Annotated in this window: 25 protein-coding genes; 13 read left to right on the forward strand and 12 right to left on the reverse strand. The window is 66.0% G+C overall.

Annotation, left to right across the window (positions count from 1 at the left end; translation table 11 throughout):
- Positions 1 to 71 precede the first annotated feature (71 nt).
- Positions 72 to 509, reverse strand: a complete 438-nt coding sequence (locus tag ACQPXH_RS14985) for an Lrp/AsnC family transcriptional regulator (RefSeq protein WP_040691444.1) — start codon at positions 507 to 509, stop codon at positions 72 to 74.
- Positions 510 to 647: 138 nt separating this feature from the next.
- Between ACQPXH_RS14985 and ddaH the strand changes: the two genes are divergently transcribed.
- Positions 648 to 1520, forward strand: coding sequence for a dimethylargininase (gene ddaH, locus ACQPXH_RS14990; protein ID WP_433602942.1), 873 nt, complete (start codon positions 648 to 650; stop codon positions 1518 to 1520).
- A 94-nt stretch (positions 1521 to 1614) separates the two neighbouring features.
- Here the strand turns inward: ddaH and cobG are convergent, their stop codons facing one another.
- Positions 1615 to 2823 (reverse strand): precorrin-3B synthase, encoded by a 1209-nt coding sequence (gene cobG, locus ACQPXH_RS14995; RefSeq protein ID WP_433602943.1) that lies wholly within the window; start codon positions 2821 to 2823, stop codon positions 1615 to 1617.
- Positions 2824 to 3240: 417 nt separating this feature from the next.
- Here cobG and cobN point away from each other — a divergent pair, with 417 nt between their 5' ends.
- Together cobN and ACQPXH_RS15005 are read left to right on the forward strand one after the other, a co-directional pair.
- Complete coding sequence (cobN, locus tag ACQPXH_RS15000) at positions 3241 to 6855, forward strand: cobaltochelatase subunit CobN (protein WP_433602944.1); 3615 nt, start codon at positions 3241 to 3243, stop codon at positions 6853 to 6855.
- Between the two features lie 172 nt (positions 6856 to 7027).
- Positions 7028 to 7552 carry a hypothetical protein gene (locus ACQPXH_RS15005; RefSeq protein ID WP_433602945.1) on the forward strand — a complete coding sequence of 175 codons (525 nt, stop codon included), beginning with the start codon at positions 7028 to 7030 and terminating at the stop codon, positions 7550 to 7552.
- Between the two features lie 113 nt (positions 7553 to 7665).
- On the opposite strand, the gene ACQPXH_RS15010 is transcribed toward ACQPXH_RS15005, so the two are convergent.
- The gene (locus tag ACQPXH_RS15010; protein WP_433602946.1) at positions 7666 to 8640 is read right to left on the reverse strand and encodes a helix-turn-helix transcriptional regulator; all 975 of its coding nucleotides are present in this window, start codon (positions 8638 to 8640) and stop codon (positions 7666 to 7668) included.
- 97 nt (positions 8641 to 8737) lie between these two features.
- The gene (locus ACQPXH_RS15015; protein ID WP_433602947.1) at positions 8738 to 9136 is read right to left on the reverse strand and encodes a hypothetical protein; all 399 of its coding nucleotides are present in this window, start codon (positions 9134 to 9136) and stop codon (positions 8738 to 8740) included.
- A gap of 71 nt (positions 9137 to 9207) precedes the next feature.
- Between ACQPXH_RS15015 and ACQPXH_RS15020 the strand changes: the two genes are divergently transcribed.
- Complete coding sequence (locus tag ACQPXH_RS15020; protein WP_433602948.1) at positions 9208 to 10374, forward strand: epoxide hydrolase family protein; 1167 nt, start codon at positions 9208 to 9210, stop codon at positions 10372 to 10374.
- A gap of 110 nt (positions 10375 to 10484) precedes the next feature.
- On the forward strand, positions 10485 to 10862 hold the full coding sequence (locus ACQPXH_RS15025) for a PPOX class F420-dependent oxidoreductase (protein WP_433602949.1): 378 nt from the start codon (positions 10485 to 10487) through the stop codon (positions 10860 to 10862).
- A gap of 1 nt (position 10863) precedes the next feature.
- Here ACQPXH_RS15025 and ACQPXH_RS15030 read toward each other — a convergent pair whose 3' ends face one another.
- Positions 10864 to 11127 (reverse strand): helix-turn-helix domain-containing protein, encoded by a 264-nt coding sequence (locus ACQPXH_RS15030; protein WP_433602950.1) that lies wholly within the window; start codon positions 11125 to 11127, stop codon positions 10864 to 10866.
- Between the two features lie 37 nt (positions 11128 to 11164).
- Positions 11165 to 12793: a hypothetical protein gene (locus tag ACQPXH_RS15035; protein WP_433602951.1), complete on the reverse strand. Its 1629-nt coding sequence runs from the start codon at positions 12791 to 12793 to the stop codon at positions 11165 to 11167.
- Positions 12794 to 12989: 196 nt separating this feature from the next.
- Between ACQPXH_RS15035 and map the strand changes: the two genes are divergently transcribed.
- Complete coding sequence (gene map / locus ACQPXH_RS15040; RefSeq protein ID WP_433602952.1) at positions 12990 to 13757, forward strand: type I methionyl aminopeptidase; 768 nt, start codon at positions 12990 to 12992, stop codon at positions 13755 to 13757.
- A gap of 6 nt (positions 13758 to 13763) precedes the next feature.
- Here the strand turns inward: map and ACQPXH_RS15045 are convergent, their stop codons facing one another.
- Positions 13764 to 14054, reverse strand: a complete 291-nt coding sequence (locus tag ACQPXH_RS15045; protein WP_433602953.1) for a hypothetical protein — start codon at positions 14052 to 14054, stop codon at positions 13764 to 13766.
- On the opposite strand from ACQPXH_RS15045, the gene ACQPXH_RS15050 reads away from it, so the two are divergent.
- Positions 14053 to 14436: a PPOX class F420-dependent oxidoreductase gene (locus tag ACQPXH_RS15050; protein ID WP_433602954.1), complete on the forward strand. Its 384-nt coding sequence runs from the start codon at positions 14053 to 14055 to the stop codon at positions 14434 to 14436. The genes ACQPXH_RS15045 and ACQPXH_RS15050 overlap by 2 nt on opposite strands.
- Here ACQPXH_RS15050 and ACQPXH_RS15055 read toward each other — a convergent pair whose 3' ends face one another.
- The 3 genes from ACQPXH_RS15055 to ACQPXH_RS15065 are packed head-to-tail and all read right to left on the reverse strand — an operon-like array spanning position 14437 to position 18601.
- A complete protein-coding gene (locus tag ACQPXH_RS15055; protein WP_433603463.1) occupies positions 14437 to 15828 on the reverse strand; it encodes a metallopeptidase TldD-related protein in 1392 nt (463 codons plus the stop codon). It lies immediately after the preceding gene.
- Between the two features lie 8 nt (positions 15829 to 15836).
- Positions 15837 to 17342 (reverse strand): TldD/PmbA family protein, encoded by a 1506-nt coding sequence (locus ACQPXH_RS15060; RefSeq protein WP_433603464.1) that lies wholly within the window; start codon positions 17340 to 17342, stop codon positions 15837 to 15839.
- 47 nt (positions 17343 to 17389) lie between these two features.
- Entirely contained in the window at positions 17390 to 18601 is a 1212-nt protein-coding gene (locus ACQPXH_RS15065) for a sensor histidine kinase (RefSeq protein WP_433602955.1), read from the reverse strand.
- A gap of 55 nt (positions 18602 to 18656) precedes the next feature.
- Here ACQPXH_RS15065 and ACQPXH_RS15070 point away from each other — a divergent pair, with 55 nt between their 5' ends.
- Positions 18657 to 19424 (forward strand): TSUP family transporter, encoded by a 768-nt coding sequence (locus ACQPXH_RS15070; protein WP_433602956.1) that lies wholly within the window; start codon positions 18657 to 18659, stop codon positions 19422 to 19424.
- Positions 19425 to 19429: 5 nt separating this feature from the next.
- Here the strand turns inward: ACQPXH_RS15070 and ACQPXH_RS15075 are convergent, their stop codons facing one another.
- Positions 19430 to 20083, reverse strand: a complete 654-nt coding sequence (locus ACQPXH_RS15075; protein WP_433602957.1) for a TetR/AcrR family transcriptional regulator — start codon at positions 20081 to 20083, stop codon at positions 19430 to 19432.
- A 76-nt stretch (positions 20084 to 20159) separates the two neighbouring features.
- Complete coding sequence (locus ACQPXH_RS15080; RefSeq protein WP_433602958.1) at positions 20160 to 20348, reverse strand: hypothetical protein; 189 nt, start codon at positions 20346 to 20348, stop codon at positions 20160 to 20162.
- A gap of 119 nt (positions 20349 to 20467) precedes the next feature.
- On the opposite strand from ACQPXH_RS15080, the gene ACQPXH_RS15085 reads away from it, so the two are divergent.
- The 5 genes from ACQPXH_RS15085 (at position 20468) to lnt (ending at position 25410) form a co-directional block, all read left to right on the forward strand.
- On the forward strand, positions 20468 to 21127 hold the full coding sequence (locus ACQPXH_RS15085; protein ID WP_433602959.1) for a response regulator: 660 nt from the start codon (positions 20468 to 20470) through the stop codon (positions 21125 to 21127).
- An 84-nt stretch (positions 21128 to 21211) separates the two neighbouring features.
- Complete coding sequence (locus ACQPXH_RS15090) at positions 21212 to 21688, forward strand: FxsA family protein (protein ID WP_433602960.1); 477 nt, start codon at positions 21212 to 21214, stop codon at positions 21686 to 21688.
- A 130-nt stretch (positions 21689 to 21818) separates the two neighbouring features.
- A complete protein-coding gene (locus ACQPXH_RS15095; protein ID WP_433520479.1) occupies positions 21819 to 22052 on the forward strand; it encodes a hypothetical protein in 234 nt (77 codons plus the stop codon).
- Between the two features lie 81 nt (positions 22053 to 22133).
- On the forward strand, positions 22134 to 23726 hold the full coding sequence (locus ACQPXH_RS15100) for an amidohydrolase (protein ID WP_433602961.1): 1593 nt from the start codon (positions 22134 to 22136) through the stop codon (positions 23724 to 23726).
- Positions 23716 to 25410: an apolipoprotein N-acyltransferase gene (gene lnt, locus ACQPXH_RS15105; protein WP_433602962.1), complete on the forward strand. Its 1695-nt coding sequence runs from the start codon at positions 23716 to 23718 to the stop codon at positions 25408 to 25410. Before ACQPXH_RS15100 ends, lnt begins: the two co-directional genes overlap by 11 nt.
- Positions 25411 to 25657 lie beyond the last annotated feature (247 nt).

Here is a 25657-nt window from a genome sequence, read left to right on the forward strand (position 1 = left end):
CCGCCGCGGGTCGAGAATGCGAGTGGCGGCAAACATCGAGAGGACACCTAGCTGAATGCATTCTCGGCGGATCAGGTTCGGGGGCGTTCGAGGATTCGGGACATGACTATGGAGCTGCGGGTGCGGCCTACTCGGGTGTTTTCGCGGATGCGTTCTACGGTGGATTCGATTTCGGCCATGTCTGTTGCCATGACGTGGACGAGGGCGTCGGCTTCGCCCGCGATGGTCCAGACGCCGACTACCTGAGGGATCGGTTCGAGGCTGCGGCGGAGTTCGGCGGGGGTGATGTTGTCGCGGTAGTAGACCTCGACGTAGGCCTCGGTGGTCCAGCCGAGTGCGGCGGGATTGACCAGTGCGGTGAAGCCGGTGATCTGCCGGCTGGCGACCATCTTGTCGACGCGGCGCTTGACCGCGGGTGCGGACAGTCCGACCTTCGCGCCGATCTCTTGGAACGAGGCGCGCGCCGATTTGAGCAGATGCGCCAGAATCTGCCGGTCGATGTCGTCCACGCCACACCCACTCCCGATCAGCGCAATGATTCGCTGAATTGGCTCGATCATGCGCAATGAATCGTTGTTTCTAGCGCAATACTAGGCGAATTACCTTCGTGTCAGTGGAATGATCCGCGCCTACCTCCGGGAGACACGTTGACCTCTGTAGCCACCCTCCGTATCGAGCCTGCGCGGCAGCCGTCGCCACGTCAGTTCGTGATGTGCCGACCGGATCACTTCGACGTCTGCTACTCGATCAATCCGTGGATGAATCCGCAGGAACCTGTCGATCGGGCGCTGGCGCTATCACAGTGGGAGACGCTTCGCGCGACATTCGAGCACTACGGCCACCGCATCGACGTGGTGCCGGGGGAGCCGGGTCTGCCCGATATGGTTTTCGCCGCGAACAGTGGCCTGATCGTGGGTGATCGGGCGATGTCGGCGCGGTTCACCCATGCCGAGCGGGCCGCGGAAGGTCCGGCATATCACCGCTGGTTCGCGCAGTTGGGTCTGGTGGAATTGGTCGGGGCGCAGGAAACCAATGAGGGCGAAGGCGATTTCCTGCTCGTCGGTGCGCGCATGCTGGCCGCGACCGGGTTCCGGAGTTCGATCGCCGCGCACCGTGAGGTCGAGCGGTACTTCGATCTGCCGGTGGTCTCGCTCGAACTGGTCGATCCGCGTTTCTATCACCTGGATACGGCGCTGATGGCCCTCGATGACACGAACGTCGCGTATTTCGCGCCCGCCTTCAGTGCCGCGAGTCAGGCGATACTGGCCGAGCTCTATCCGGACGCCATCCTCGCCACCGATGCCGATGCGGTGGTTCTGGGACTGAACGGTGTCTCCGACGGGCTGAATGTCTTCATCAGCGGTCGCGCCGACAACCTGGCTTCGGAATTGCGTGCGCAGGGGTACAACCCGGTGGGCGTCGATCTGTCGGAGTTGTTGAAGGCCGGTGGTGGCGTGAAGTGCTGCACCTTGGAGATTCACGAGGATCCGCGGAGTGCACCGACCGCGGTTGCTTCCTAAGGGCGAGCACCGCTGTCAGAACAGGATCGTCGGTCTGTGGACTGCGGCGCGATATGGTGCGTCGGGATTCCCCGCGATCGCTCGCTGGGCAGTGTCAGCCGATGCGGTAACCGTTTTCGGTGGCGACGATGTCGGTGACCGGGCCGCGGGGGCGGCCGCAGCGGCGTTCGCAGCCGGACCAGTGTTGGCGGCCGGCGACTGCGACTTCGTCGGCTGAGCGGAGTGTCGGGCCGGGTTCTGTTGCGTGGCCGTCGGCATCGCTGTCCGCGGCGGGCTGGTCGGTGGGGAGTACGCGATCGGTGTGGACGGCGGCTGCGGCGTCTGCGCGGACGTCGGTGAGCGCCTGTGCGCACCCGGGTTGGCCCGCGCAGGCGCTGACCTGGAGCCAAGGGGAGTTGGCGTCGAAGATCAGGCCCATGGGGGCTAGTACGCGGACAACCTGTTCGGCGGGCCATTCCGCTAGGTCCGTGATTACCAGGCTGCGCCAAGGGGTGATGAAGATGGGGCGTTCGATGGCGGCGATGAATTCGGCGATGCGGGCGGGCAGGGCGCCGAGGCGAACGGCCGCGCCGAGGCTGACCAGGCCATTGTCCTGGTCGAGCCAGCCGATCGGAATATCATGGGCGGCACCGAATTCCAGGCTTTCAGAGCCCGGGGACAGGCCGAGGATATCGATTACTCGCCGCACGCCGTCATCGACTTCGTGCAGTCGCCATTGCCCCGAGCCGAGATCGAGGAAGGCGTGCGCGGCGGCGAGCATCACTTCGACCGCGTCGGCCGCGGATACCCGGATGCCGGAGTCACCACCGGCCAGCACGAGCGCGAATTCCGTTGCGCCCGTCGCGTGTACGCCGATATCGCCACCGAGGCCGCTGATATCGCCGCGACCGTCGTCGAGGGTGAACAGCACGCGGCCGGGCAGCTCGGCCAACCGCGGTGCGGCGCGCAAACCTGTGTCGAGCGCCGCAACGAGCGCATGGACGTCCGCCCGGCCCCCGATTCGACCCGACAGCGGTGACGCGACGATATTGCGCACCCGCTCATGCGTATCGCTCGGCAACAGCCCGGCATCCGCCAACCGCTCACTCAGCGCGGCCGCATCACGCACCTGCCGCAACTGCACATTGCCCCGCGAGGTCAGCTCGACATTCCCATCGCCGAGTTCGGCGGCCGCCTCGGCCAGCACCTGCAACTGCCCCGGATCCAACCGCCCACCGGGCAGGCGGATCCGAGCCAACGGGCCATCGGCCGCTTCATGCAGCCGCAGCACGCCGGGGCAGGAATCGGGATTCGTACGCGTCATGACCCATCCAGCCTACGACCGAGCCGCCGCGCGATCAGCGACGGCTGCAACGCGACGGCCGACGGGCCCACTTGTCGGAACATCATCGAGCCCAGGTCCGGGAGCCCGAAGCGCTAGCCCCGGTCATGAATGTCAGCCGACGAGACGGCGCTGACCCGCACTGCGGCGTGGGTGAAACCGTCTCGGATAACGCGGAAACCGACACCGAACCACCTCGGTGGCGATGGGGTAGGACGCCCGAAAAGGGTGGTGTCACCCAATCATCCGATTGGAAGGACACGCTGTAGCATCTGGTTGCTCGGCGGGCGATGAGGAAACCGGTGGAACTCCGGTGCGGTCGCGCCACTGTCGAAAGCCAGACCCTCTCCGGCGAGCACCGTAACCGATGGGCGCGTCACCCGAGGAAGGCTGCCACCTGTGATTTTGCTGCTGTCGACATCCGACACCGATCTATTGAGCGCGCGTGCGAGTGGTGCCGAATATCGGTGGGGGAATCCGGCTCGGCTGTTGGTCGACGACCTGCCCGCGCTGCTCGACGGCGTCGATCTGGTGATCGTGCGGATCCTCGGCGGCAAGCGCGCCTGGGAGGACGGGCTCGCGGCCGTGCGCGCGAGCGGGGTGCCGATGGTGGCGCTCGGCGGTGAGATCGCACCTGACGCCGAGCTGATGGAATGCTCGACGGTGCCCGGTGGTGTGGCCGCCGACGCGCACAACTACCTTGCCGCCGGCGGTGCGGAAAATCTCCGTCAGCTGTACAACTTCCTTTCGGATACGGTGCTGCTCACCGGCCACGGCTTCGAGCCGCCGGTGCAACTGCCGAGTTGGGGCGAGTTGGAGCGCACGCCGAGCACTGATCTGGGCACAACTGCCGAGCGCCCTCCGACAGTGGCCGTAATCTATTACCGCGCACAACATCTCGCCGGAAACACCGCCTACATCGATGCCCTCTGCACGGCAATCGAGAACGCCGGTGCGAAGGCCATGCCGCTGTACTGCGCGTCCCTGCGCACCGCCGAGCCGGAACTCCTCGACACTTTGCGCACCGCAGACGCACTGGTGGTAACCGTGCTCGCGGCGGGCGGCACCAAGCCCGCCAACGCATCGGCCGGTGGCGACGACGAGGCCTGGGATGTCGCCGCCCTCGCCGAACTCGATGTGCCCATCCTGCAGGGTTTGTGTCTCACCAGCGGCCGCGCCCAATGGGAGGCCAATGACGACGGGCTCTCCCCGCTGGATGTCGCCACCCAGGTGGCCGTCCCGGAATTCGACGGCCGCATCATCACGGTTCCGTTCTCCTTCAAGGAATTCGACGCCGACGGACTGTCCGCCTACGTGCCGGATCCCGAGCGCGCGGCTCGCGTCGCCGGTATCGCGGTCCGGCACGCACGGTTGCGCCACATCCCGGTCGAACGGCGACGCATCGCCATCATGATGTCGGCCTACCCGACCAAACACGCGCGCATCGGCAACGCCGTCGGCCTGGATACGCCTGCCAGCGCGATCCGCCTCCTCACCGAGATGCGCACTGCCGGTTACGATCTCGGCGACGAGAGCGAGGTACCAGGACTCAGCGAACGCGACGGAGACGCGCTGATTCACGCGCTGATCGCCGCGGGCGGTCAGGATCCGGACTGGCTCACCGCCGAACAGCTCGAAGGCAACCCGATCCGCATCAGCGCCGACCGGTACACCGGCTGGTTCGACACCCTGCCCGATGATCTGCGTGAAGCCGTGGTCGAGGCGTGGGGACCGCCACCCGGCGAACTCTACGTCGACCGCTCCGCCGATCCGAAGGGCGAAATCGTCATCGCCGCACTGCGTTTCGGCAATATCGTATTGATGGTGCAGCCGCCGCGCGGCTTCGGCGAGAACCCGGTCGCCATCTACCACGACCCGGACCTGCCGCCCAGTCACCACTATCTCGCCGCGTATCGATGGATCGCCGCGCCGGACGGTTTCGCCGCCGACGCCTTGGTGCATCTCGGCAAGCACGGCAATCTGGAATGGCTGCCCGGCAAGACCCTCGGCATGTCCGCCTCCTGCGGCACCGACGCCGCACTCGGTGAGCTGCCGCTGATCTATCCGTTCCTGGTCAACGACCCAGGCGAGGGGACCCAGGCCAAGCGGCGCGCCCACGCGACCCTCGTCGACCACCTCATTCCGCCCATGGCCCGCGCCGAAAGCTACGGCGATATCTCGCGTTTGGAACAGTTGCTCGACGAACACGCCAATATCTCGACCCTCGACCCGGCCAAACTGCCCGCCATCCGTCAGCAGATCTGGACGCTCATGCGCGCGGCCGAAATGGACCACGACCTCGGCCTCGCCGAGCGCCCTGACGAGGATGTCTTCGACGATATGCTGCTGCACGTCGACGGCTGGCTGTGCGAGATCAAGGATGTACAGATCCGCGACGGTCTGCACGTCCTCGGCCAGGCGCCAGTGGGGGAGACCGAACTCGACCTGGTCCTCGCCATGCTGCGCGCGCGCCAACTGTGGGGTGGCGAACGGAATGTGCCGGGTCTGCGGGAGGCTTTGGGGCTGAACGAATCCGGAACCGAAATGCGCGAACGAGTCGACGCAGTGGAGACCCAAGCGCGTGAGCTGCTGGCCGCACTGCAAGCTGCCGACTGGTCCGTAGACGCCGTCGACGGAATTGTCGATTCACTGGACGCCCCCGCCTCGACGTCTGCCGCGGTGCGAACTGTGCTGCGCTTCGCCGCGACCGAGGTCGTGCCCCGCCTGCGCCAGACCGGCATCGAGATCGACCGAATCCTGCACGCGCTCAACGGCGGTTTCATCCCGGCCGGGCCCAGCGGATCCCCATTGCGCGGCCTGATCAATGTCCTGCCGACCGGTCGGAACTTCTACTCGGTCGACCCGAAGGCCGTTCCGTCCAGACTGGCCTGGGAGACCGGGCAGGCCATGGCGGATTCGCTGCTCGATCGCTACAAGACCGATCACGGTGAGTATCCGCGCTCGGTCGGGCTGTCGGTGTGGGGCACCTCCGCCATGCGCACCTCCGGCGACGACATCGCGGAAGTCCTTGCGCTGCTGGGCGTCCGCCCGGTCTGGGACGAGGCGAGCCGCCGGGTCGCCACCTTGGAGGTGATACCGCTCGCGGAACTGGACCGTCCACGCATCGACGTGACGGTCCGCATCAGCGGCTTCTTCCGCGACGCTTTCCCGCATGTGCTCGCGCTGCTCGATGACGCGGTCCGCCTCGTCGCCGACCTCGACGAGCCCGCCGAGTCGAATTACGTTCGCGCCCACGCCCAGAACGACCTCGCCGAACACGGCGACAAGCGCCGCGCCACCACCCGCATCTTCGGCTCCAAACCCGGCACCTACGGCGCGGGCCTGCTGCAATTGATCGACTCCAAGAGTTGGCGCACCGACGACGACCTCGCGCAGGTGTACACCGCATGGGGCGGCTTCGCCTACGGTCGCGACCTCGACGGCGCACCCGCCGCCGACGATATGCGCACCGCGTACCGCCGGATCACGGTGGCCGCCAAGAACACCGACACCCGCGAACACGATATCGCCGACTCCGACGACTACTTCCAGTACCACGGCGGCATGGTCGCCACCGTGCGCGCGCTGACCGGCAAGAACCCCGAGGCCTACGTCGGCGACAGCACCCGCCCCGACGCCGTGCGCACCCGCTCGCTCTCGGAGGAGACCGCACGCGTCTTCCGTGCCCGAGTGGTGAATCCGCGCTGGCTCGAAGCGATGCGCCGCCATGGCTATAAGGGTGCATTCGAAATGGCCGCCACCGTCGACTACCTCTTCGGCTACGACGCCACGACCGATGTCGTGGCCGACTGGATGTACGAAAAGCTCGCGGAGAGTTACGTTTTCGATGACGTGAATCGAAAGTTCATGGAACAGTCCAACCCGTGGGCGCTGCACGGCATTGCCGAGCGTCTGCTGGAGGCGGCGCAACGGGAGTTGTGGGAGCATCCGGAGCAGGCAACACTGGACCGATTGCGTCAGATCTACCTGGAGACCGAGGGTGAACTGGAATAGCTGGAAAAGCAATACCCCAGTTCCTCGGGTATTTTCAATTATTTGATCTTGCAACGTAATTCGATTTCCTGATTCCCGCGACGCCGAGTGTGTCGAGGGCGCATGATGATTGATGTCCGATGTCCGTTTCTCGGGAACATCGATCGAATCGGCTGGATGATTGGAAATCATAATGAAGATCAAAAAGTTGGTAGCGACAACGGTTTTGACTGTTGCCGCGACAGGTATCACCGCGGCCACCGCCTACGGCTCGCCCGAAGTATCGTCGGAAACAGTTCTCAACGGCGTTGATCGCGGCGTCCAATACACGGCTGCGGTGGCGACGGACCGCTCCGACGCCACCATCACACTGGCGGCGGGCAAATTCGTCCTGACGCCCGATGCGGGCATCACGGTGCTCGCACCCGACGGCTCCGTGGTCGCCACCGTACCGACCACGCTGCAGACGGTGGCGGGTCAGCAGGTGCAGGTCACGCCCGAAGTCGATGCCACGGCAACGACATTGACGCTGACGCCGGTCAACGCGCCGCAATCGGCCCCGTTGCAGTTCATCGGTGATGCGGGCACCACAGTCGCCGGTGTGTTGATCGGATGCGCCGTCGGTGCGCTGATCGGGCTGCTGTTCTTCTTCGTCGGATTCTTGCCGGGATGCGTCATCGGGGGAATCATCGGCGGTATCGCCGGCGCCAATCAGTAATGAGGTAATTCGAGCTGTTCGAGTAAGTCTCGAACGGGTACTCCCGGCCGGGCGTTCCGTCGAATTCGCCCGGCCGGGGTTGCCGCTCACCGAAATTCAGGACACATCGCATTTCAATTCTCGCCCGCCGCTTTCCGAAAACGTTCGGCAGTTGCTCGGAGATGCGTGGCGAGTTCCGGAGCGTCCAGGACCTCGAAATCGACATCGAGCAGGCCGAGATACAACGTCAACGAATGGGGCGTGTCCGAACCGACCTGGATCACACAGTGGTTCGGGCCATCGGGTTCTACCGTCACGGCGGCGGGCAGACGCGTGCGCACGGCGGTAGCCGGGGCCGCTACCCGCACCGTGGCGCGGTAGCGCCACGTCGCGGCGCCTACGCCGCGCTGTATACGTTCGGCCACGTCGGTTTCCGGAACACTGCGCGGGGTGAAGCGCGCACCGTTCGGTGTCCGCGGCGTCATCCGGTCGACCCGGAACGTGCGCCAGTCCGCGCGCACGACATCCCACGCCACCAGATACCAGCGGCCGTTCCAATGCGCGAGCCGATGCGGCTCCACCTCACGCCGCGACGGCGATCGTTGCTCGATTGCGTCCGAATAGGTTTCGTAATCGAACCGCAGCCGCTCGCTCGCCCGGATCGCCGCGGCGACGGCGGTCAGCACTGCCGCATCCACATTCGTCTGACCCGGATGCGGCACATGCACGGTGGCGGCGGTCAGCGCACGCACCCGGTGCCGCAGCCGCGATGGCAGCACCTGCTCCAGCTTGGCCAGCGCCCGCACCGACGTCTCCTCGATCCCGGTCACCGCCCCATTGGCCGCGGTCGCCAACCCCACCGCCACCGCCACGGCCTCCTCGTCATCCAAAAGCAATGGCGGCAGCGAAGATCCGGCCCCCAGCCGATACCCACCCGCAACCCCCGGCGTCGCATCCACCGGATACCCGAGCCTGCGCAACCGCTCGATATCCGTACGAATAGTCCGCGTCGAAACCTCGAGCCGCTCAGCCAACGCGGGCCCGGTCCAATCCCGGTGCATCTGCAGCAACGACAACAACCGCAATAACCGCGCCGAAGTCTCCAACATCCTTTGATCATCTCAGCGATTGCGGAAGAAATTCTTCCGTAATCGCTCTGGCTGAGCTATCGGTCTGTTGGCTACCGGGCTCGGCGGGCGGTCCGCATCATGTGCTGCTCATGTCCGGGTCGATCCGGCGTAGCGCGGAGGCCAGCCACTCACTCTCGCGGTGCTCGGTTGGCATCGCGGCCAGCCCGTGTGTTGCCTCTTCGACTGCTTCGGCCGTTTGGCCGAGTAGGGCCAGCACACCGCCGCGTTGCACGGCTCCGAATCCGGTGCTCCACCAGTACATCGACGCCGGGGGTTCGATGCCGTCGGCTGCTTGCGCCACCGCGTCGGCCATGGCCAGTGCGTGCTGTGCTCCGCGCATCTCTCCTTGTGCGGCCAGTAGTTCAGCTCGCCGCATTCGCCCGTAGGCGCTGACGATGGGGTGCGCGCCCGGTACCGCCAAGGCGGCGTCGGACAGGGCGACGACCTCGCCATAGTTCCCCGCGCTCACCGACACGTAGCAGATTTTCAGTCGAATCCTGGTAATGCGGAAGCAAGTCTTCCGCAATGGGGTCGAGAGTGGTTCTCATGACGAAGACAGAGCCTATTCGCCCCTTCCGGATCGACATTCCGCAGGCCGAGCTCGACGAGTTGCGCGCGCGGCTCACGAGCGCGCGGTTGCCTCAATCGGTGCCAGGCACCGAATCCGATTGGGGCCGTGGCATTGCGCCGGATTATCTGCGGGAGCTGGCGCAGTATTGGCGGGACCGGTTCGATTGGCGGGCGCAGGAGGCCAAGCTCAATGCGTATGACCAGTTCACGACCGAGATCGATGGGCAGACCGTGCATTTCTTCCATGTGCGGTCGCCCGAGCCGGACGCGGTGCCGCTGCTGATCACGCACGGGTACCCGAGTTCGGTCGTCGAGTTCCTGGAGCTGATCGGGCCGTTGACCGATCCGCGTGCGCATGGTGGGGATCCGGCGGACGCGTTCCATGTCGTGATTCCGTCGCTGCCGGGTTTCGGGTTCTCCACGCCGCTCGCATCGACCGGATGGGAACTGGCGCGCACCACCGAGGCTTTCGCCGAGCTGATGGCTCGGCTCGGCTACGAGAAGTTCGTCGCTCAGGGTGGTGATATCGGTGCGGGTGTGACCGGGCGCTTGGCCGCCACGCATCCGGAGCGGGTCATCGCGACGCATGTGAACAGTGACCGGGGCTCACTCGGTCTGGTGGGCGAGCAGCTGCCGATGCCCGAGGGTTTGACCGAGGACGAACTGGCCGCCATCCAGGCCGCGCAGGCCAGGTGGAATCAGCAGAAGGGCTATCTGGTCCTGCAGTCCACTCAGCCCAGCGCCATTGCCGCCGCACTGACCGATTCGCCGATCGCGCAACTGGCGTGGATCGCGGAGAAGTTCCAGGTCTGGACCGATCCGTCTCGCGCAACCGGCGAGGCGGTCGATCGCGACCTGCTGCTGACCAATATCAGCATCTACTGGTTCACCCGCAGTGGCGCTTCGGCCGCGCAATTCCTCTGGGAGACAGCGCATTCCGGTATGGACTGGGTGGCGTCGTCGGGTGTGCCGCAAGGGTGGGCGGTATTCAATACCGATCCATTGATGCGTCGGGTGATGAATCCGGACGGGTATATCGAGCACTTCAGCGAATACACCGAGGGCGGTCATTTCGCCGCGCTGGAGCAGCCGCAACTCCTCGTGGACGATATCCGTACGTTCTTCCGCGCCTATCGCGGCTGATCAGGTGGAATGGGGCGGGCTTCGGCTCGCCCCATTACGTCGTCAGGCGTAGGCGCGAGTCTGTCCGCATACGGATGTCGCGGCTGTCGCCCCGGCCTACCGTTTCAGGTATGACTTGGAACGAAGTGAGCACGAGCAGTTTCGCCCTGCTGACCACCTACAAGAAGGACGGCACGCCAGTCGGCGCCCCCGTATGGGTGGCTCCGGACGGCGAGCGGATCGTGGTGTGGACCAATTCGAAGACCTGGAAGGTCAAGCGTATTCGCCGCAATCCGGCGGTGACCCTGCGGATATGCGACGGTCGTGGCCGCCCGAAGAGCGAAGAGCAGGTCGCTGGCAAGGCCGAGTTGCTGGACGCTGCGGGAACGCAGCGAGTGCGCGATCTCGTCTCGCGCAAATACGGGATCATCGGCACGGTGCTGATCCGTCTGCACAAGCTGTTCAAGGGCGCGGACGGATCCATCGGCATCGCGATTACACCGGCGTAGGTCAGGCCGATTCCGCGAGGCCCGCCGAGCGCCAGGTATCGGCGAGTTCCTGCAGCGGAATGTCCAGGGCGGCCGCCAGGGACACGATCGTGCCGAATGCGGGCGTCGGCAGCCGTCCGGTCTCGATCTTGCGTAGCGTCTCCGGTGAAATTCCGGCGGCCTGGGCGATAAGGGCCGGGTCGCGATCGGCGCGCGCGGCCCGCAGCCGGGCTCCGAGGCGGCGACCGGCCTCGACCTGGGCGGGAGTCAGCGGAAGTCGGACCATGTGCCCAGACTATGGACGGTATTTAAATACCGCAAGTTCAACCGTTGTACTTCACCCGGAACGGTCCGCCGACACTGTTGAACAGCAGATCCCCATTCGGAAAGAACTGGATCAGCGCGTACGCGCCGTTGCCGAGATTGCTCTGCCCGAAGATGGTACGGTGCACCGTCTTTCCGGATTTCCAGTCCAGACCCGTCACCTCCCAGCCGTCGGTATTGGTGTAGCCGTTGACGAAAACCACTCCGGATTTGCTGCTCTCCGTGGGCACCATGCTCGTGGAGACCACATCGGCGCGCGACCACACCGATGACCAGCTGTGGTTGGCCGGATCCCATTGGAACCGCTCGATACCCGACGGCGGCGCGAATACCGGGCCGCCGGCGAGTACATCGATGAGCCGGTCCGGCGCGCCTTGCGGCCGGGCATTGTTGACCACGAATGCGCCGTAGCCGTCCACCACGACCGACTGCTCGCTCTGGATGAATTCGGGCTGCGGATTCAGCCCGGCCGTCACCTGGATCTGGTCGGCGATCCGGTTGGACGTGGTGCCCGGCTTCGGTTGGAACCCGTCCGGAATGGCGTCGCGCCAGAAAGCGACCAGTTTCATCCGATCGGCGCCGTCGGTGATCACCACGAGCCGGTCGTCTTTGCCGTAGCCCATCAGAGTGGGTGTCGAGCCGGTGCCGATGCCGAACTTCACCGCGGGTGGCTGTTGTCCGAAATCGTAGGGTGATGCCCATGCGCCGTCGGTTGCGGCGGTCGAGAGTTTGGATCCGGTCCAGACGATCTTGCGCATGATCTTGTCCGAGGCGGCGTAGATCCCGCCCTTGTCGTCCACGGCCATCGCGTTGGAGACCACCTCGTCCGCGCCGAAATGGACCTGCTGCGGTTCGCCCTGCAGGCTGCGGTCGATGATCGACAGTCCGCGGGTGCTGAGCACGGCCAATTTGCCGTCATAGGTCATATTCAGGCCGACGATGGACTCGGGTTGACCGCTCAGACCAGGGCCGCTGCCGAGCCAGGGTTTGAAGTCGAGAGTGCGCAGAACCCGTACACCCGCTTCGGGATTGTTCGCATTCGTCAAGCCGAACACGACGATCTGCGCGTTCTGCGTGACGTAGTAGACCCGATTGTCCTTGTCCACCAGGCTGTAGACGCCATTGGCGATGCGCGTCCAATCGATGCCCCAGTCGTTGCGTACGGCGGCCTCCACCTGACCCGGGTCGGTGAAGTTCTGGCCGAGCACCTGGTCCAACGCTTGCGACGGTATCGGTTTCACGCCCGGTGCGTCCGCACGTGCGATTTCGTGGAACATGCCATTGCCGACCTGGACATAGACCACGCCCTGGGTGGAGGAGACCCACATGTGGTCCGGATCGGTGGCGGCGAGCGTCATTATGTTGACCGGTCCCGAGGTGATGCGCTGCTGCTGCTTCGGGTCGATATGGAATTCGCCCTGCGGCGTTTGGTACGGGAAGGTGTCGGACTGGCCGGGATCGATATGGGTGAGCCCATAGGTCGCGGCGGCGAGGTAGGGATTGCGGGCGGGGCCTGCGGCAGTGCCCGACTGGGTTTCCTTCTTCGCCGAACCGCCGCCGCAGGCGGGGATTGCCAGGGCCACGGCCAGCGCGACGGCGACGACGAGTGCCTTGTGGCGCGGGCGCATCGCTTGCTCCTCTACGTTCGCTATCGGGGGAGTCGATCGGGCGGAACGCATGCCGCTCGGAGCGGCGAACAACCAAACAAACCAGTGCTTTCGCGTTCGCGAACATAACACATCGCCTGGTCACGCGAGGTGATTGGTATTTTTATACCGATCGGCGCTATCCTCGGTATAAAAATACCGAGGTGGAGGTTCGGGCATGGTGGAGTTGAAGTCGCCGGGAGAGATCGAACGCATGCGGGTGGCGGGGCGCTTCGTCGCCGCGATCTTGGCGGAACTGCGTGCGCTGGCCCGGGTCGGAGTGAATCTGCTGGAGCTGGAACAGCATGTGCGACAGCGGATTCAGGAGCGCGGCGCGGTGTCGTGCTACTGGGACTATGCGCCGTCGTTCGGGCGCGGGCCATTTCGGAACACGATCTGCCTCTCGGTGAATGATGCTGTCCTGCACGGACTTCCGTTCGACTATGCGCTGCGCGACGGAGATGTCCTCAGCATGGATCTGGCGCTGGGCATCGATGGGTGGGTCGCCGATTCGGCCACCAGCATGATCGTCGGCACCGCCGATGCGGAGGATCTGCGGCTGATCAAGGCCACCGAGGATGCGCTGGCGGCTGCCGTCGCGGTTGCGTTGCCCGGCAACCGGATCGGCGACATCTCTGCCGCCATCGCGGCGGTCGCGCGGGCGAATAGCTTCCCGGTGAATACCGAATTCGGCGGGCACGGACTCGGGCGGACGATGCACGAGGATCCACATGTGCCGAATGTGGGACGCGCCGGTCGCGGGTATCCGCTGCGACCCGGTTTGACCATTGCGATCGAGCCGTGGTTCGCGCGCACCACCGACCGGATCTACACGGATCCGGATGGTTGGACGATCCGCTCGGCGGATGGCTCGCGGACCGCGCACTCCGAACACACGGTCGCGATCACCGCGGACGGACCGCAGGTTTTGACCGCCGCCGCCTGACCCGTCTCAATCCGTTTCGGCGCGCCGATCCGCGAGATCGGTGGCGGCACGTAACTCCGCCGCGACGTTCGCGCGCTCGGCTTTCGAAAGCGATATGCCCCTGAGTTCGGCGCGTACCTTCTCGGCCCGCTCGGAATCGCCGGTGGCGACGGCCAATTCGGCCAGCGCCGCAAGTGCCCGAGCCTTGTCGACGGCCGACGCTTCCGCGCCGTAGCGACGGAGACCGACATCGAGCACCGGATGCCGGACTGATGGCAGGGGCGCCCGCCGGTCCGATCGCGGATAGGCTGCCCACATGACGAACACGCTGGGTGCGATCGGCAAGGCCGACTATGTGCTGCTGACGACCTTCCGTAAGGACGGCACACCGGTCGGCACCGCCGTATGGGCCGCCGAGGACGACGGCAAGCTGTATGTATGGACCGAAACCAACAGTTGGAAGGTCAAGCGGCTGCGTAAGAATCCCGCCGTCACACTCCAACCGTGCAACCCGTCGGGCAAGCCACGCGGTGAGGTCATCGAAGGCATCGGCCGGGTGCTCGATGCCGCCGACACCGAACGGGTGCGCAAGCTGATCAAGAAGAAGTACTGGCTCCTCGGCCCGATTCTGGTCACCGCGAGCAGTATTCGCCGCGGCAAGTCCGGCACCATCGGCCTCGAGATCACCCCGGCCGCATAGTCAGGTCGCCTGGCTCACCGAGGACATGTGGAAGTCCGGGATGCGCAAGGGCGGCATGGCGGTTCGGGTGAACCAGTCCTTCCATTCCCGGGGGAGGGTGGTCTCGGTGGCGCCGGCCTCGGTGGTGCGGCGCAGCAGGTCGATCGGGCTTTCGTTGAAGCGGAAGTTGTTGACCGCCGCGGTGACTTCGCCGTTTTCGACCAGGTAGACGCCGTCGCGGGTGAGACCGGTGAGCAGCAAGGTCGCGGGATCGACCTCGCGGATGTACCAGAGCGTGGTCAGCAGTAGGCCGCGCTCGGTATTCGCGATCATCGTGTCGATACTCGCGCCCGAGCCGCCGGTCAGCAGTAGGTTATCGCCGGGAACCGTGGTGGGAGCGTCGAATTCGGCGGCGGTGGCACGCGGGTAGACCAGCGATTCGATGACCCCGTTACGCAGCCAGTCCACGCGCCGGGCGGCAAGACCGTTGTCGAAGACCGACAGCGATTCCGAGGACGACGAAGTCACCACGAACGGACGATATTCGAGTCCGCCCGCGCTCGGATCGGAGTAGAGCGTCAATGGAATGTCGCTGAGCCGCTCACCGATTCGAGTGCCGCCCGCCTTTGCGAAGGCGCTGTGTCCTTCGTGCGCGCCCCGGCCCTCCATGGACCAGGCCAGGTAGATCATCAGGTCCGCGACCGCCGAGGGCGGCAGCAGGGTTTCGTAGCGACCCGCGGGCAGCTCGACCCGGCGTTCGGACCAATCCAGCCGCCGCGACAATTCGGTCAGCAGTCCGGGTACGTCGACATCAGTGAAGTCCGCGCTGCCGACACCGACCCACGCGCTCGCGAGATCCGCACCCTCGCCGCGCTTTCCGTTGATCTCCACCGAGCCGGTGGGCTGTACGAAGCGGCGGCGAATACCGGTGGAGGTGCCGAGCCATGTCGTATGCATCTGGTGGTAGGCGAAACCATAGAGCCGATCGGCGCCGTCGAATCCACCCGCCAAGTCGCGTGCGAGGTCGGTAAAGACTTCGATCCCAGTGCTGCCCGATGCGGACGCCCACTCACTCCCAGCGTCGGGCAGATCATCCGAATCCGGAGTCAGCAGCGGCATCGCATCTTTCGCCGGTTCGGCGGTGCGGGCCGCCGCCTCGCTGGCGCGGACCACCTGCTCGATCTCGGCCGGGTCGACGCTGGTGGAGCTGATGCTGCCGACGCGCGCGGAGTTCGGGCCGTCGCGGAAGATCGAAATGACCGCCCAGTCCCGGGAAATCGAGGAACCATTGGTGGTCATCGAGTTGCCCGCCCAGCGCAGCGACGCCTCGTGCGCATCGGTGACGATGACCATCGCCTCGTCCGCATGCGAGAGCGCCAGCGCCTGCTCGACGACCGCACCAGCGGGCATCATCACCTCGATCACTGACCTGCCTCCGTCCGGGTGTTGAGAACGTTGATGCCGCGCACCAGGATCGACGGGCAGCCGTGGCTGACCGCGGCAACCTGGCCGGGTTGCGCCTTACCACAGTTGAACGCGCCGCCGAGGCGCCAAGTGGACGGTCCGCCGACCGACTCCATCGCACCCCAGAAGTCGGTGGTGGTGGCCTGATACGCGACATCGCGCAGCTGGCCGTCGAGCTGGCCGTCGCGAATGCGGAAGAACCGCTGGCCGGTGAACTGGAAGTTGTAGCGCTGCATATCGATCGACCACGACTTGTCGCCGACGATATAGATGCCGTTCTCGACCCGGGAGATGAGTTCGGCAGTAGTGGTGTCGTTTTCGGGATCCGGTTGCAGCGAGACATTGGCCATGCGCTGGATCGGTACATGGTGCGGTGAGTCGGCGTAGGAGCAGCCGTTGGAGCGTTCCAGGCCCAGGCGCGGGGCGAAGACACGGTCGAGCTGATAGCCGACCAGAACGCCGTCGCGCACCAGATCCCAGCGCTGTCCGGCGACGCCCTCGTCGTCATAGCCGACCGAGGCCAGACCGTGCACCTCGGTGCGGTCGCCGGTGACGTGCATGATCGGCGTTCCGTACTTCAGCGTGCCGAGCTTGTCCGGGGTTGCGAACGAGGTACCCGCATAGGCGGATTCGTAGCCGATGGCGCGGTCGTATTCGGTGGCGTGGCCGATGGATTCGTGGATGGTCAGCCACAGATTGGTCGGGTCGATCACCAGGTCGGTGGGTCCCGCGTCGACGCTGGGCGCCTTCACCTTCTCAGCCAGCCAATCCGGTATGTGCGCGAGTTCCTCGCTCCAGTCCCAGATTCCGTCCGCACCGGTGACGTACTCCCACCCGCGTCCGGCCGGTGCGGCGAGGGTACGCATGGTCTCGAAGACACCCGCCGCCGCGTCCACGGTGATCGCCTCCAACTGCGGGTGCAGGCGCACGCGCTGCTGAGTGATCGCGGAGCCTGCGGTATCGGCGTAGAAGGTCTGCTCCTTGACCTGCAGCATCGAGGCGGTGACGTGATCGACGCCGTCGGCGGCGGACAGGCGGCCGGAATAATCCTGCAGCACAGCGACCTTGTCGGCGGTCGGCACCGTGAACGGGTCCAGGTCGTAGGCCGAAACCCAGTGCGCATTGTCGTATCGCGGCTCGTCGGCGAGTTCGACGCGCTCACGATTGAGCGCGCGCAGGGTCGTCGCCACCGTGACCGCCCGCCGCGCCACCTCGGCCGCGGTCTCGGGAGTGAGCGCGGCATGCGAGGCGAAACCCCAGGTACCGTCGACGATCACGCGCACGGCGAAGCCGAGGTCGGTGGCATTGCTGATCGCCTCGACCCGGCCGTCGCGCAGCCGGATCGACTGGGTGACCAACCGGTGCACTCGCAGATCGGCATGCTGCGCGCCCGCCGCGCGTGCCGCCGACAGTGCGGCGTCGGCGAGCGTGTGCAGTGGTAACGCAAGGAACTCGGCGTCCATATCTTTGGAAGTCGCGATGCTCACCCGCTCCAACCTACAGCGTCTCGCTAAACGTGTTCTGCACTGGAATGCCACTCGGGTAACCCGTTTTCGTTGCCGCGCACCAGTGGGATGGTCGCGTATACCCGCCAGGCGCCATCGGAGGTGCGGCCGGCTTCCAGCGTGCCGCTGAGGACGGCGATGCGTTCGCGCATGCCGACCAGTCCCATACCGCCGCCGACGATCGGGCTCGCGGCCTGCTCCTGCACCGGAACTCCGCCGGTATCGGTGACTTCGATGACCACATCGGTTTCGCGGCGCTGCACCCGCACCCAGGCCTTGGGATGCGAACCCGCGTGCCGCAGCGTGTTGGTCAGTGATTCGGCCACGATGCGGTGCATGCCGAGACTCACCTCGGGGGCGATATCGTCGAGTTCACCGGTCATTTCGAGTTCGACCGCGAGCCCGGTATCGCGCATCATCTCGACCACCTTCGCCAGGCCCGCGGTTCCGTGCTGCGGCAACTGATCCGGGGCGTGCTCGATACGCAGCAGGGCCACGGTTCGGCGCAATTCCCGCAGGGCCTCGCGGCCGGTGCTCGCGATCGTGGACAATGCACGCTCGGCCGCGTCCGGATCGCGCCGCAGCGCGTACTTCGCGCCGTCGGCCTGCACGATGATCACGCTCACCGCGTGGGCGACGACGTCGTGCAATTCGCGGGCGATACGGGTGCGTTCGGCGGAGACGGCATCGTGCGCGCGACGTTCCCGGTCGTAGTCGGCGACCGCGAGCCGTGCCGCCACCTCTTGGTCGTAGGCGTGGCGCGCGCCGATGAACTCGGCCAGTGTCCAGCACAGCGCATAGAACATCGCGGTGAAGATCAGATCCGAACCGGCCGGCTTGTGCAGCAACAGAAATGAGCTGGTGCAGTCGGCGATAAGGCCGAGCGCGTACCAAACTCCTTCTTTGCGACCGACATACGCGACCAGCGTGTACAACATGATGCCGAGCCCGAACAGCGCGATATGGTCGGCCTTGTCCTCGGATGCGTAGCTCACCAGCGTCGAGGCGATCGAGAGTCCGAGCACCGCGGCCGACATCGCCCGCGGATAGAGCCGGCGAAACGCGACCGGTACCGGCAACAACACTCCGATTCCCAGATATGGCAACTTGCTGTCGGAATTGCCGACCCCGAGAATCTCGAGCAGCAGCAGGGCGGCGGCCAGCATCGAATCCGAAACGAGGGGCTTGCCGCGAAGCCACAGACTGAACCGGCGCACGAATATCAGCCTAGGTGCGGGCGGCCCCGATCCAACCATCTGGTTGGCTGGCCGGGTGGATTTTGCAGACTGGGCGGCCTTGTTGACAGCCGCGACCGCCGCGGGCTGGGTGGATGCGGTGGTCGGCGGCGGCGGATTGATCATCCTGCCGACACTGTTCCTCGTCGCACCAGGCATCACGCCACAAACCGCACTCGGCACCAACAAGCTCGCCGCCGTCGCGGGCACCAGCGCATCGGTGATGACATTCGCGCGCAAAGTTCCCATACAGTGGCGCACGCTGCTGCCCGCGGCGGCGATCGCGGCGGTCACCGCGGCGACCGGTGCGGCGGCGGTGTCGCTCATCGATCGCGATCTGTTCATCCCGGTCGTGCTGGTCGTGCTGGTCGGCGTCGCCGTCTTCGTCACGCTGCGCCCATCGATCGGCATCACCCTGGCCACGCACCCGCCTACCCGGCGCAAGTTCGTGCTCGTGATCGCCCTGGCTGCCGGATTGATCGGCTTCTACGACGGACTGCTCGGCCCCGGCACGGGCACCTTCCTGATCATCACTTTCGCCACCCTGCTCGGCACCGAATTCGTGCGCGCGGCCGCGATGGCGAAGGTGATCAACTGCGGGTCCAATTTCGGTGCGCTGCTCTACTTCGGTGTCACCGGCCACATCATGTTCGCGCTGGGCGCGGCCATGGCGGTCGGCAATGTGTCGGGCGCGATCATCGGCTCGCACACGGCATTACGCAAGGGCGCGGAGTTCGTACGTGTCGTACTGCTGGTCGTCGTCATCGGCATGGTGATCCGTTTGGGCTGGCAGCGATTCGGCTGAGGCGATCAGTGCACGGGTCCGACATGCATCTTGGAATTCGAGGCGAGCCAGGGCTGCAGCACCCGTGACGTCGTTTCGTGGATCTGGCGATGCAACCGCTCGCCGTCCACGCCCGCCACCGGACTCTGGAACAGCACCGTCAACGCACCGGAAACCGCGCCTACCACGGCACCGACCAACGCGGCGGCGCCGACATCGTCCAATTCGGCGGGAAATGCCATATGCAACTGTCGCGCGATCTCGCGCTGCGCGACCAACTGCGCATGCGCGGCCCGCCCGCTCACCGCGGGCACGGTGCGCGAAACCTGTGCGCGCAGTGCGGCAATGCGCGCACTCAGATCATCGACGAGGTGTTCGCCCGGATTATCGCCCGCCGCCCGCAACCCGCGCAGCAGCACTTCCACGGGCCGCTCGCCGGGCCGACGGCTCGCGATGGCAGCCACCGCGGCGCGCACCCGCTCGTCCTGTTCCGGGAAGAGCAAATCTTCCTTGCTGGCAAAGTAGTTGAAGAAAGTCCGGGTGCCGACCTCGGCCGCGGCGGCGATATCGGCCACCGTGGTTTCCTCATAGCCTCTGTTCTCGAAAAGCTCGACGGCTGCCTCGAGGAGGGCACGGCGGGTACGTTCTCGTTTGCGATCGCGGAGGGCGGATGGCGGCACGCGGGCACAGTACGGCATAACCCGACTTGGGTACGGTAACCACGACTTTCGCGCGCGCCATGCGGCCGAACCGTGATCAAGTTCGGGTCACGGGCGACTGCTCCCGGCGGGCTGCATCGATCACCGAATCCAGCAAACCCGGGAACCGCGCATCGAGATCGTTACGGCGTAACGACTGCAAGGTTTCCCTTACGGACGGCCGCTGCCGGATGATCCCGACATCGCGCAGCACCCGATAGTGGTGCGTCACATTGGATTTGGGCACACCGTCAACGATCGAACCGCAGGTGTGCTACTGCCCACGAGTGCCATGCAAGATCGCATCCGCTGCGGCCGTGCACACGGTGCGGAAAACACGCTGGACGGGACCGATAGATTAGGGACGTGCCGATTACCGTTCTCGTTGTCGACGATCAAGAACTCATGCGTATGGGATTGAAAATGGTGCTCGGTGCGCACCCGGACATCGAGGTGATCGGAGAGGCCGAGAACGGCGCCGCCGCGATATCCCGGGCCAAGGAGTTGCGGCCGGATGTGGTGCTGATGGATGTGCGGATGCCGGTCGTCGACGGGGTATCCGCCACGCAGCGCATCGTCGAGGCCGGTGACGGCTGCAAGGTGCTCGTGATGACGACCTTCGACCTCGACGAACACGCATTGGGCGCGCTGCGAGCGGGTGCGAGCGGATTCCTGTTGAAGGACACGCCGCCCGAGGATCTGGTCTCGGCGATCCGCAGTGTGGCAGGCGGTGATGCAGTGGTTTCGCCCAAGGTGACCAAGCGACTGCTGGACCGGCTCATCGCCGACGACCCGGGTGGTGTGCAGGATCCGGCGGTACTCGAGGTGCTGACCGCGCGTGAGCGTGAGGTGCTCGAGCAGATCGCGGCGGGGCGGTCCAATGCCGAGATCGCCGAGCAGTTGTACCTGTCCGAGGCCACCGTGAAGACGCACGTCGGGCGGGTGCTGACGAAACTCGGTCTGCGCGACCGGGTTCAAGCGGTCGTGCTGGCCTACGAGACCGGGTTGGTGCGACCCGGCGGGTGAGATCTCAGCGACCTATCAGGCTGGATCGGGAGAAAATTCGGGCCGTGCGACGTTGAACCGGGTAGATCGTCCGAAAGGATCGCCATGCCCGCCGTACTGTTCGTGCTCTACGTCGTCGTCGAGATCGCCGCGCTGATCGGCGTCGGCCAGCTCATCGGTGTGATGCCGACCATCCTTCTGCTCATCGCCGGGTCCGCCGCGGGCATGCTGCTCATCGGCTCCCAAGGCCGTCGCGTCTTCGAACAATTCCGACGCGCCGGACGCGGGGAGATCAACCCGGGCACCGCGGTCGCGGACGGCGCGCTCGTCGCTGCGGGCGGGTTCCTGATGTTCATCCCGGGCCTGGTCACCTCGTTCTTCGGGCTGCTCCTGCTGCTGCCACCGACCCGCTTCCTGGTCCGTCCGCTGGTCGCCGCGTTCGCCGCGCGCCGCTTCAGCCGTCTGGCCGCCGCGATGCCATATCGCGGCGTGATCATCGACGGTGACGATGTGGTCGACGGCGCGGTCGTCAGCGAGTGGTACGACGACCCCCGGCCCTCGACTCGCCCGGCTCTTCCGTAGCGATTGCTTGCAGGTCTCGCCAAAGGGTCAGCCGGCTGATCGGGTTCACCTCTGGCCGCTTCCGCAAACCGTGCCATCTATCACCCTCGTGCCCTTTTCGTCAGACGGATCAAAGGACTAGGGTGGCCGGATGGCGACCGAAGAGCTCACCGTCACGGTGAGTGAGGAGCTGGCAGCGGCGGTGCGGCAGGCCGCGGCGGCTGCGGGACAGTCGATTTCCGGATTCACGGCCGCGGCACTGCGGCTGGAACTGATCGCGGTGGAGGCGGGTATGCGAGCCGCACCCGGCGGTGCGCCGCCGAGATACGCGGAGGTCATGGCAGTGCTGGCACAACCCGCGGACGTTTCGCCACCGACCATCTAGCGCGGCCTGCAAGCAGCCGCTACGCAGCGGAGGCTGTCCGACTCGACGGACTGAAATACCCATGCGGCAGACTGGTGTCTCGTGAGTACCCAGTTGCTGATCGGCGGTCGTTTCTACAGTTCGAGTTCACCCGACGCGACGGCAATGGCCGTGACCGATGGCACCGTGGTGTGGCTGGGCGCCGAGCAACCGGGACGCGCGCTGCATCCGGATGCGGAGATCATCGACCTCGATGGTGCTTTCGTGGCACCGGCATTCGTCGATCCGCACGTGCATGTGACGGCGCTGGGCTTGAAACTGACCGGCCTCGATCTGTCGGTGGCGCATTCACTCGAACACTGCCTGGAGCTGCTGCGCGCGTTCGCGGCGGCGCATCCCGACGGCGCGATTCTCGGTGACGGCTGGGACGAGACCGGATGGCCGGAACGTCGGCCGCCGACGGTCGAGGAGCTCGACGCGGCGGTGCAGCCGGGGCGGCGGGTCTATCTGTCACGGGTGGACGCGCATTCGGCGGTGGTGTCGTCGGGGTTATCGACTGCGGAAGTCACTGCCGCGGTAGGTTTCACCCCCGGTGCGCCCCTGCGCGCCGACGCGCACCATCTGGTGCGCACCGCGGTTCTCTCGGGATTGGATCGCGCACAACGGGATCGGGCACGCAAGGCCGCACTGGATACGGCGGCCGCGCACGGTGTCGTGGCGGTGCACGAATGCGGGGGACCGGAGATCGCCGGGCGCGCCGATATTCGTGAGTTGATCGACTTCGAGCACGGCGTGGAAGTCCGGACCTATTGGGGTGAGGCGGTGCGCACCGCGGACGAGGCGCGGGCACTGGTCGCCGAACTCGGGGTGCACGCGCTCGGCGGCGATCTGTTCGTGGACGGCTCGATCGGCTCGCACAGCGCCCGTTTGCGCGCGTCTTACGCCGATGACGCCGGAACTGGTCTCGGCTACCTCGACGCCGAGACGATCGCCGCACATGTTCGTGCCTGCACCGAGGCGGGCATTCAGGCCGGATTCCACGTTATCGGCGATGCTGCGATGGATGCTGTCGTCGCCGGATTCGGACGGGTGGTCGACGAACTCGGCGGCCCGGCCGTCGCATCCCGCGCACACCGCGTCGAGCATGCGGAGATGATCGATGCCGATCAGATCGCGAAACTGGCCGCGTGGGGCGTAATCGCCAGTGTCCAACCGGGTTTCGACGCGACCTGGGGCGGCCCGGACGGCATGTACGTCGCTCGTCTCGGCTCCGAACGCGCCGCCACCCTGAATCCCTTCGCGGCCATGGCCGTGGCGGGCATCGCCCTCGCCATCGGCTCGGACGCACCGGTTACCGCACTCGATCCCTGGTCGGCGGTCCGCGCCGCGGTCAACCACCGCACCCCCGGCCACGGTCTCTCCCCTCGTGCTGCCTTTGCCGCTGCCACCCGGGGGGCCTGGCGCGCGGGCGGCATCCGCGACGGCGTCGCCGGCACCTTGGTCCCAGGGGCGCCCGCCTCCTACGCGATCTGGGACGCCGCCGACCTCGTCGTCGCAGCAGCCGCCGATACCGTCCAGCGCTGGTCCACCGATCCGCGCTCTCGAGTCCCCGGCCTACCCCCGCTCGACCCCGACGCGTCCCTGCCCACCTGCCTGCGCACCGTCCACCGCGGAGTCACCATCCATGAAGCCTGAAACACCCGGCGCGGTTCTGCGCCGCGTGGCCGTCGCGCTCGGTCGGTATCCGGTGCTGAGTCGGTCGGTCGCGGCGGTGCTGTCGGGGTTGTTGATTTTCGGGAGTTTTCCGCCGCGGCCGTTCTGGTTTCTCGCGCCTATCGGGATCGTGGTGCTGACGCTGACCATACGCGGCGCTGCGCGGATGCGTGGGGGGTTCGGGTACGGGTTCCTGGCGGGGCTGGCGTTCTTCGTGCCGCTGTTGCCGTGGACCGGGATCTACGTCGGACCGGTGCCGTGGCTCGCGTTGTCGACGGTGTGTGCCTTATATATAGGACTGTTCGGGCTACTGGCGCGTTTGTTGTTTTCGCTGCCGGGGTGGCCGGTCTGGGTGGCGTTGACGTGGACGGCCACCGAGTGGCTGCGATCGAGCTTCCCGTTCGGCGGATTCCCGTGGGGGCGTTTGGCGTTCGGCCAGGCCGACGGGTGGTACCTCTCGCTGGCCATGGTAGGGGGCGCGCCGCTCATCGGATTCGCGGTGGCGCTCACCGGAACCGCGGCGGCGGCAGTACTGGTGTATGTGTGGAACCGCGTGACGATCGTGCCGACAGACGATCGGCCGCCCGCCGAGTCGGGTCGTACCACCACGACCCGCATCGGAATTATCGCCGCGGCGGCGACTTTGGTTACTATCCCGGTCACCGGAGCGATCCTCCGGACCGCGCTGCCCGGTCCGGAGGAAGGCGACCGAACGATCACGGTCGCTGCCATCCAGGGCAGCGTGCCGCGGCTCGGGCTGGACTTCAATGCCCAGCGACGCGCTGTACTCGACAACCATGTCCGGCGCACCGAGGAATTGGCTCGAGCCGTCGCGCAGGGGCAGGCGCGCAAGCCGGACGTGGTGATCTGGCCGGAGAACTCATCGGATATCGACCCGCTGCGCAATGCCGACGCGGCCGCGGAGATCACCGAGGCGTCCGAGCAGATCGGCGCGCCGATACTCGTCGGCGCGGTACTGGTGAACGGCGATCGCACGACGACGAACTCGGTCATCGTCTGGAACGGTGCGGCCGGTCCGGGGGAGCGGCACGACAAGAAGATCATCCAGCCGTTCGGTGAATACCTGCCGATGCGCAGCTTCTTCCGCCTGTTCTCCGAGTACGCCGACCGCGCCGGATACTTCGTTCCGGGCCACGGCGACGGCACCGTCCGCGCCGATCCGTTCGAGCGACCTGCAAGCAGTCGCGACGGCGGCATCGATATCGGCGTCGCGACCTGCTACGAGGTCGCCTTCGACCGCGCTTTCCGCGATTCCATGCACGCGGGCGCGCAATTGCTGACCGTGCCCACCAACAACGCCACCTTCGGCGACAGCGAGATGACCTATCAGCAGCTGGCCATGTCCCGGGTCCGTGCCGTCGAACACGGCCGCGCCCTCGTGGTCGCCGCCACCTCCGGTGTCAGCGCCATCATCACCGCGGACGGCGCAGTCCAGCAGCAGACACCCAAGTTCGTTCCCGCCGCGCTGGTCGCCGAACTGCCGTTGCGGAGCAATACGACGCTCGCGACCCGATTCGGCGCCGAAGCGGAACTGCTCTCGGTTATCCTGTCCGGTGCTGCCGTCGTGGTGGCGGTTATCCGGCGGCGAAAGACCCGCGGTAGGTATGTGAACGACCAGGCCACCATGGACCAGCCGGTCGGCTGAGCTCGCCAGATCGGTTGAGCGCGATGAATAGGGCGTTCCCCTAACCAAACAACCGGTATGTTTCGGGGCTTCGAAACCATCGTTCGGTCTGCCCTGAGCGTTAGCGTGCAGTTCGCCAGATCGCAACAGATCTGGCGTTAGGTGCAATTTTCCGGTGTTTCTGCCGCTAAATCCGCAAATTTGGAGAGTTTGCGGGAATGTTGCTCATGAAAGTGCCTTACTGCCAACGTCGTTCGAAGTGAAACAA

Source organism: Nocardia sp. CA-135953 (genome assembly GCF_050955735.1).
Classification (GTDB): domain Bacteria; phylum Actinomycetota; class Actinomycetes; order Mycobacteriales; family Mycobacteriaceae; genus Nocardia.

What these genes read in the sequence shown, in the direction of transcription:
- cobG (WP_433602943.1), bottom strand. Translation starts at nt 2,823, where the DNA reads ATGACGCGTACGAATCCCGATTCCTGCCCCGGCGTGCTGCGGCTGCAT.
- ACQPXH_RS15005 (WP_433602945.1), top strand. Translation starts at nt 7,028, where the DNA reads ATGAAGATCAAAAAGTTGGTAGCGACAACGGTTTTGACTGTTGCCGCG.
- ACQPXH_RS15010 (WP_433602946.1), bottom strand. Translation starts at nt 8,640, where the DNA reads ATGTTGGAGACTTCGGCGCGGTTATTGCGGTTGTTGTCGTTGCTGCAG.
- ACQPXH_RS15020 (WP_433602948.1), top strand. Translation starts at nt 9,208, where the DNA reads ATGACGAAGACAGAGCCTATTCGCCCCTTCCGGATCGACATTCCGCAG.
- ACQPXH_RS15025 (WP_433602949.1), top strand. Translation starts at nt 10,485, where the DNA reads ATGACTTGGAACGAAGTGAGCACGAGCAGTTTCGCCCTGCTGACCACC.
- ACQPXH_RS15030 (WP_433602950.1), bottom strand. Translation starts at nt 11,127, where the DNA reads ATGGTCCGACTTCCGCTGACTCCCGCCCAGGTCGAGGCCGGTCGCCGC.
- ACQPXH_RS15035 (WP_433602951.1), bottom strand. Translation starts at nt 12,793, where the DNA reads ATGCGCCCGCGCCACAAGGCACTCGTCGTCGCCGTCGCGCTGGCCGTG.
- map (WP_433602952.1), top strand. Translation starts at nt 12,990, where the DNA reads ATGGTGGAGTTGAAGTCGCCGGGAGAGATCGAACGCATGCGGGTGGCG.
- ACQPXH_RS15050 (WP_433602954.1), top strand. Translation starts at nt 14,053, where the DNA reads ATGACGAACACGCTGGGTGCGATCGGCAAGGCCGACTATGTGCTGCTG.
- ACQPXH_RS15045 (WP_433602953.1), bottom strand. Translation starts at nt 14,054, where the DNA reads ATGTGGGCAGCCTATCCGCGATCGGACCGGCGGGCGCCCCTGCCATCA.
- ACQPXH_RS15055 (WP_433603463.1), bottom strand. Translation starts at nt 15,828, where the DNA reads ATGATGCCCGCTGGTGCGGTCGTCGAGCAGGCGCTGGCGCTCTCGCAT.
- ACQPXH_RS15060 (WP_433603464.1), bottom strand. Translation starts at nt 17,342, where the DNA reads ATGGACGCCGAGTTCCTTGCGTTACCACTGCACACGCTCGCCGACGCC.
- ACQPXH_RS15090 (WP_433602960.1), top strand. Translation starts at nt 21,212, where the DNA reads ATGCCCGCCGTACTGTTCGTGCTCTACGTCGTCGTCGAGATCGCCGCG.
- ACQPXH_RS15095 (WP_433520479.1), top strand. Translation starts at nt 21,819, where the DNA reads ATGGCGACCGAAGAGCTCACCGTCACGGTGAGTGAGGAGCTGGCAGCG.
- lnt (WP_433602962.1), top strand. Translation starts at nt 23,716, where the DNA reads ATGAAGCCTGAAACACCCGGCGCGGTTCTGCGCCGCGTGGCCGTCGCG.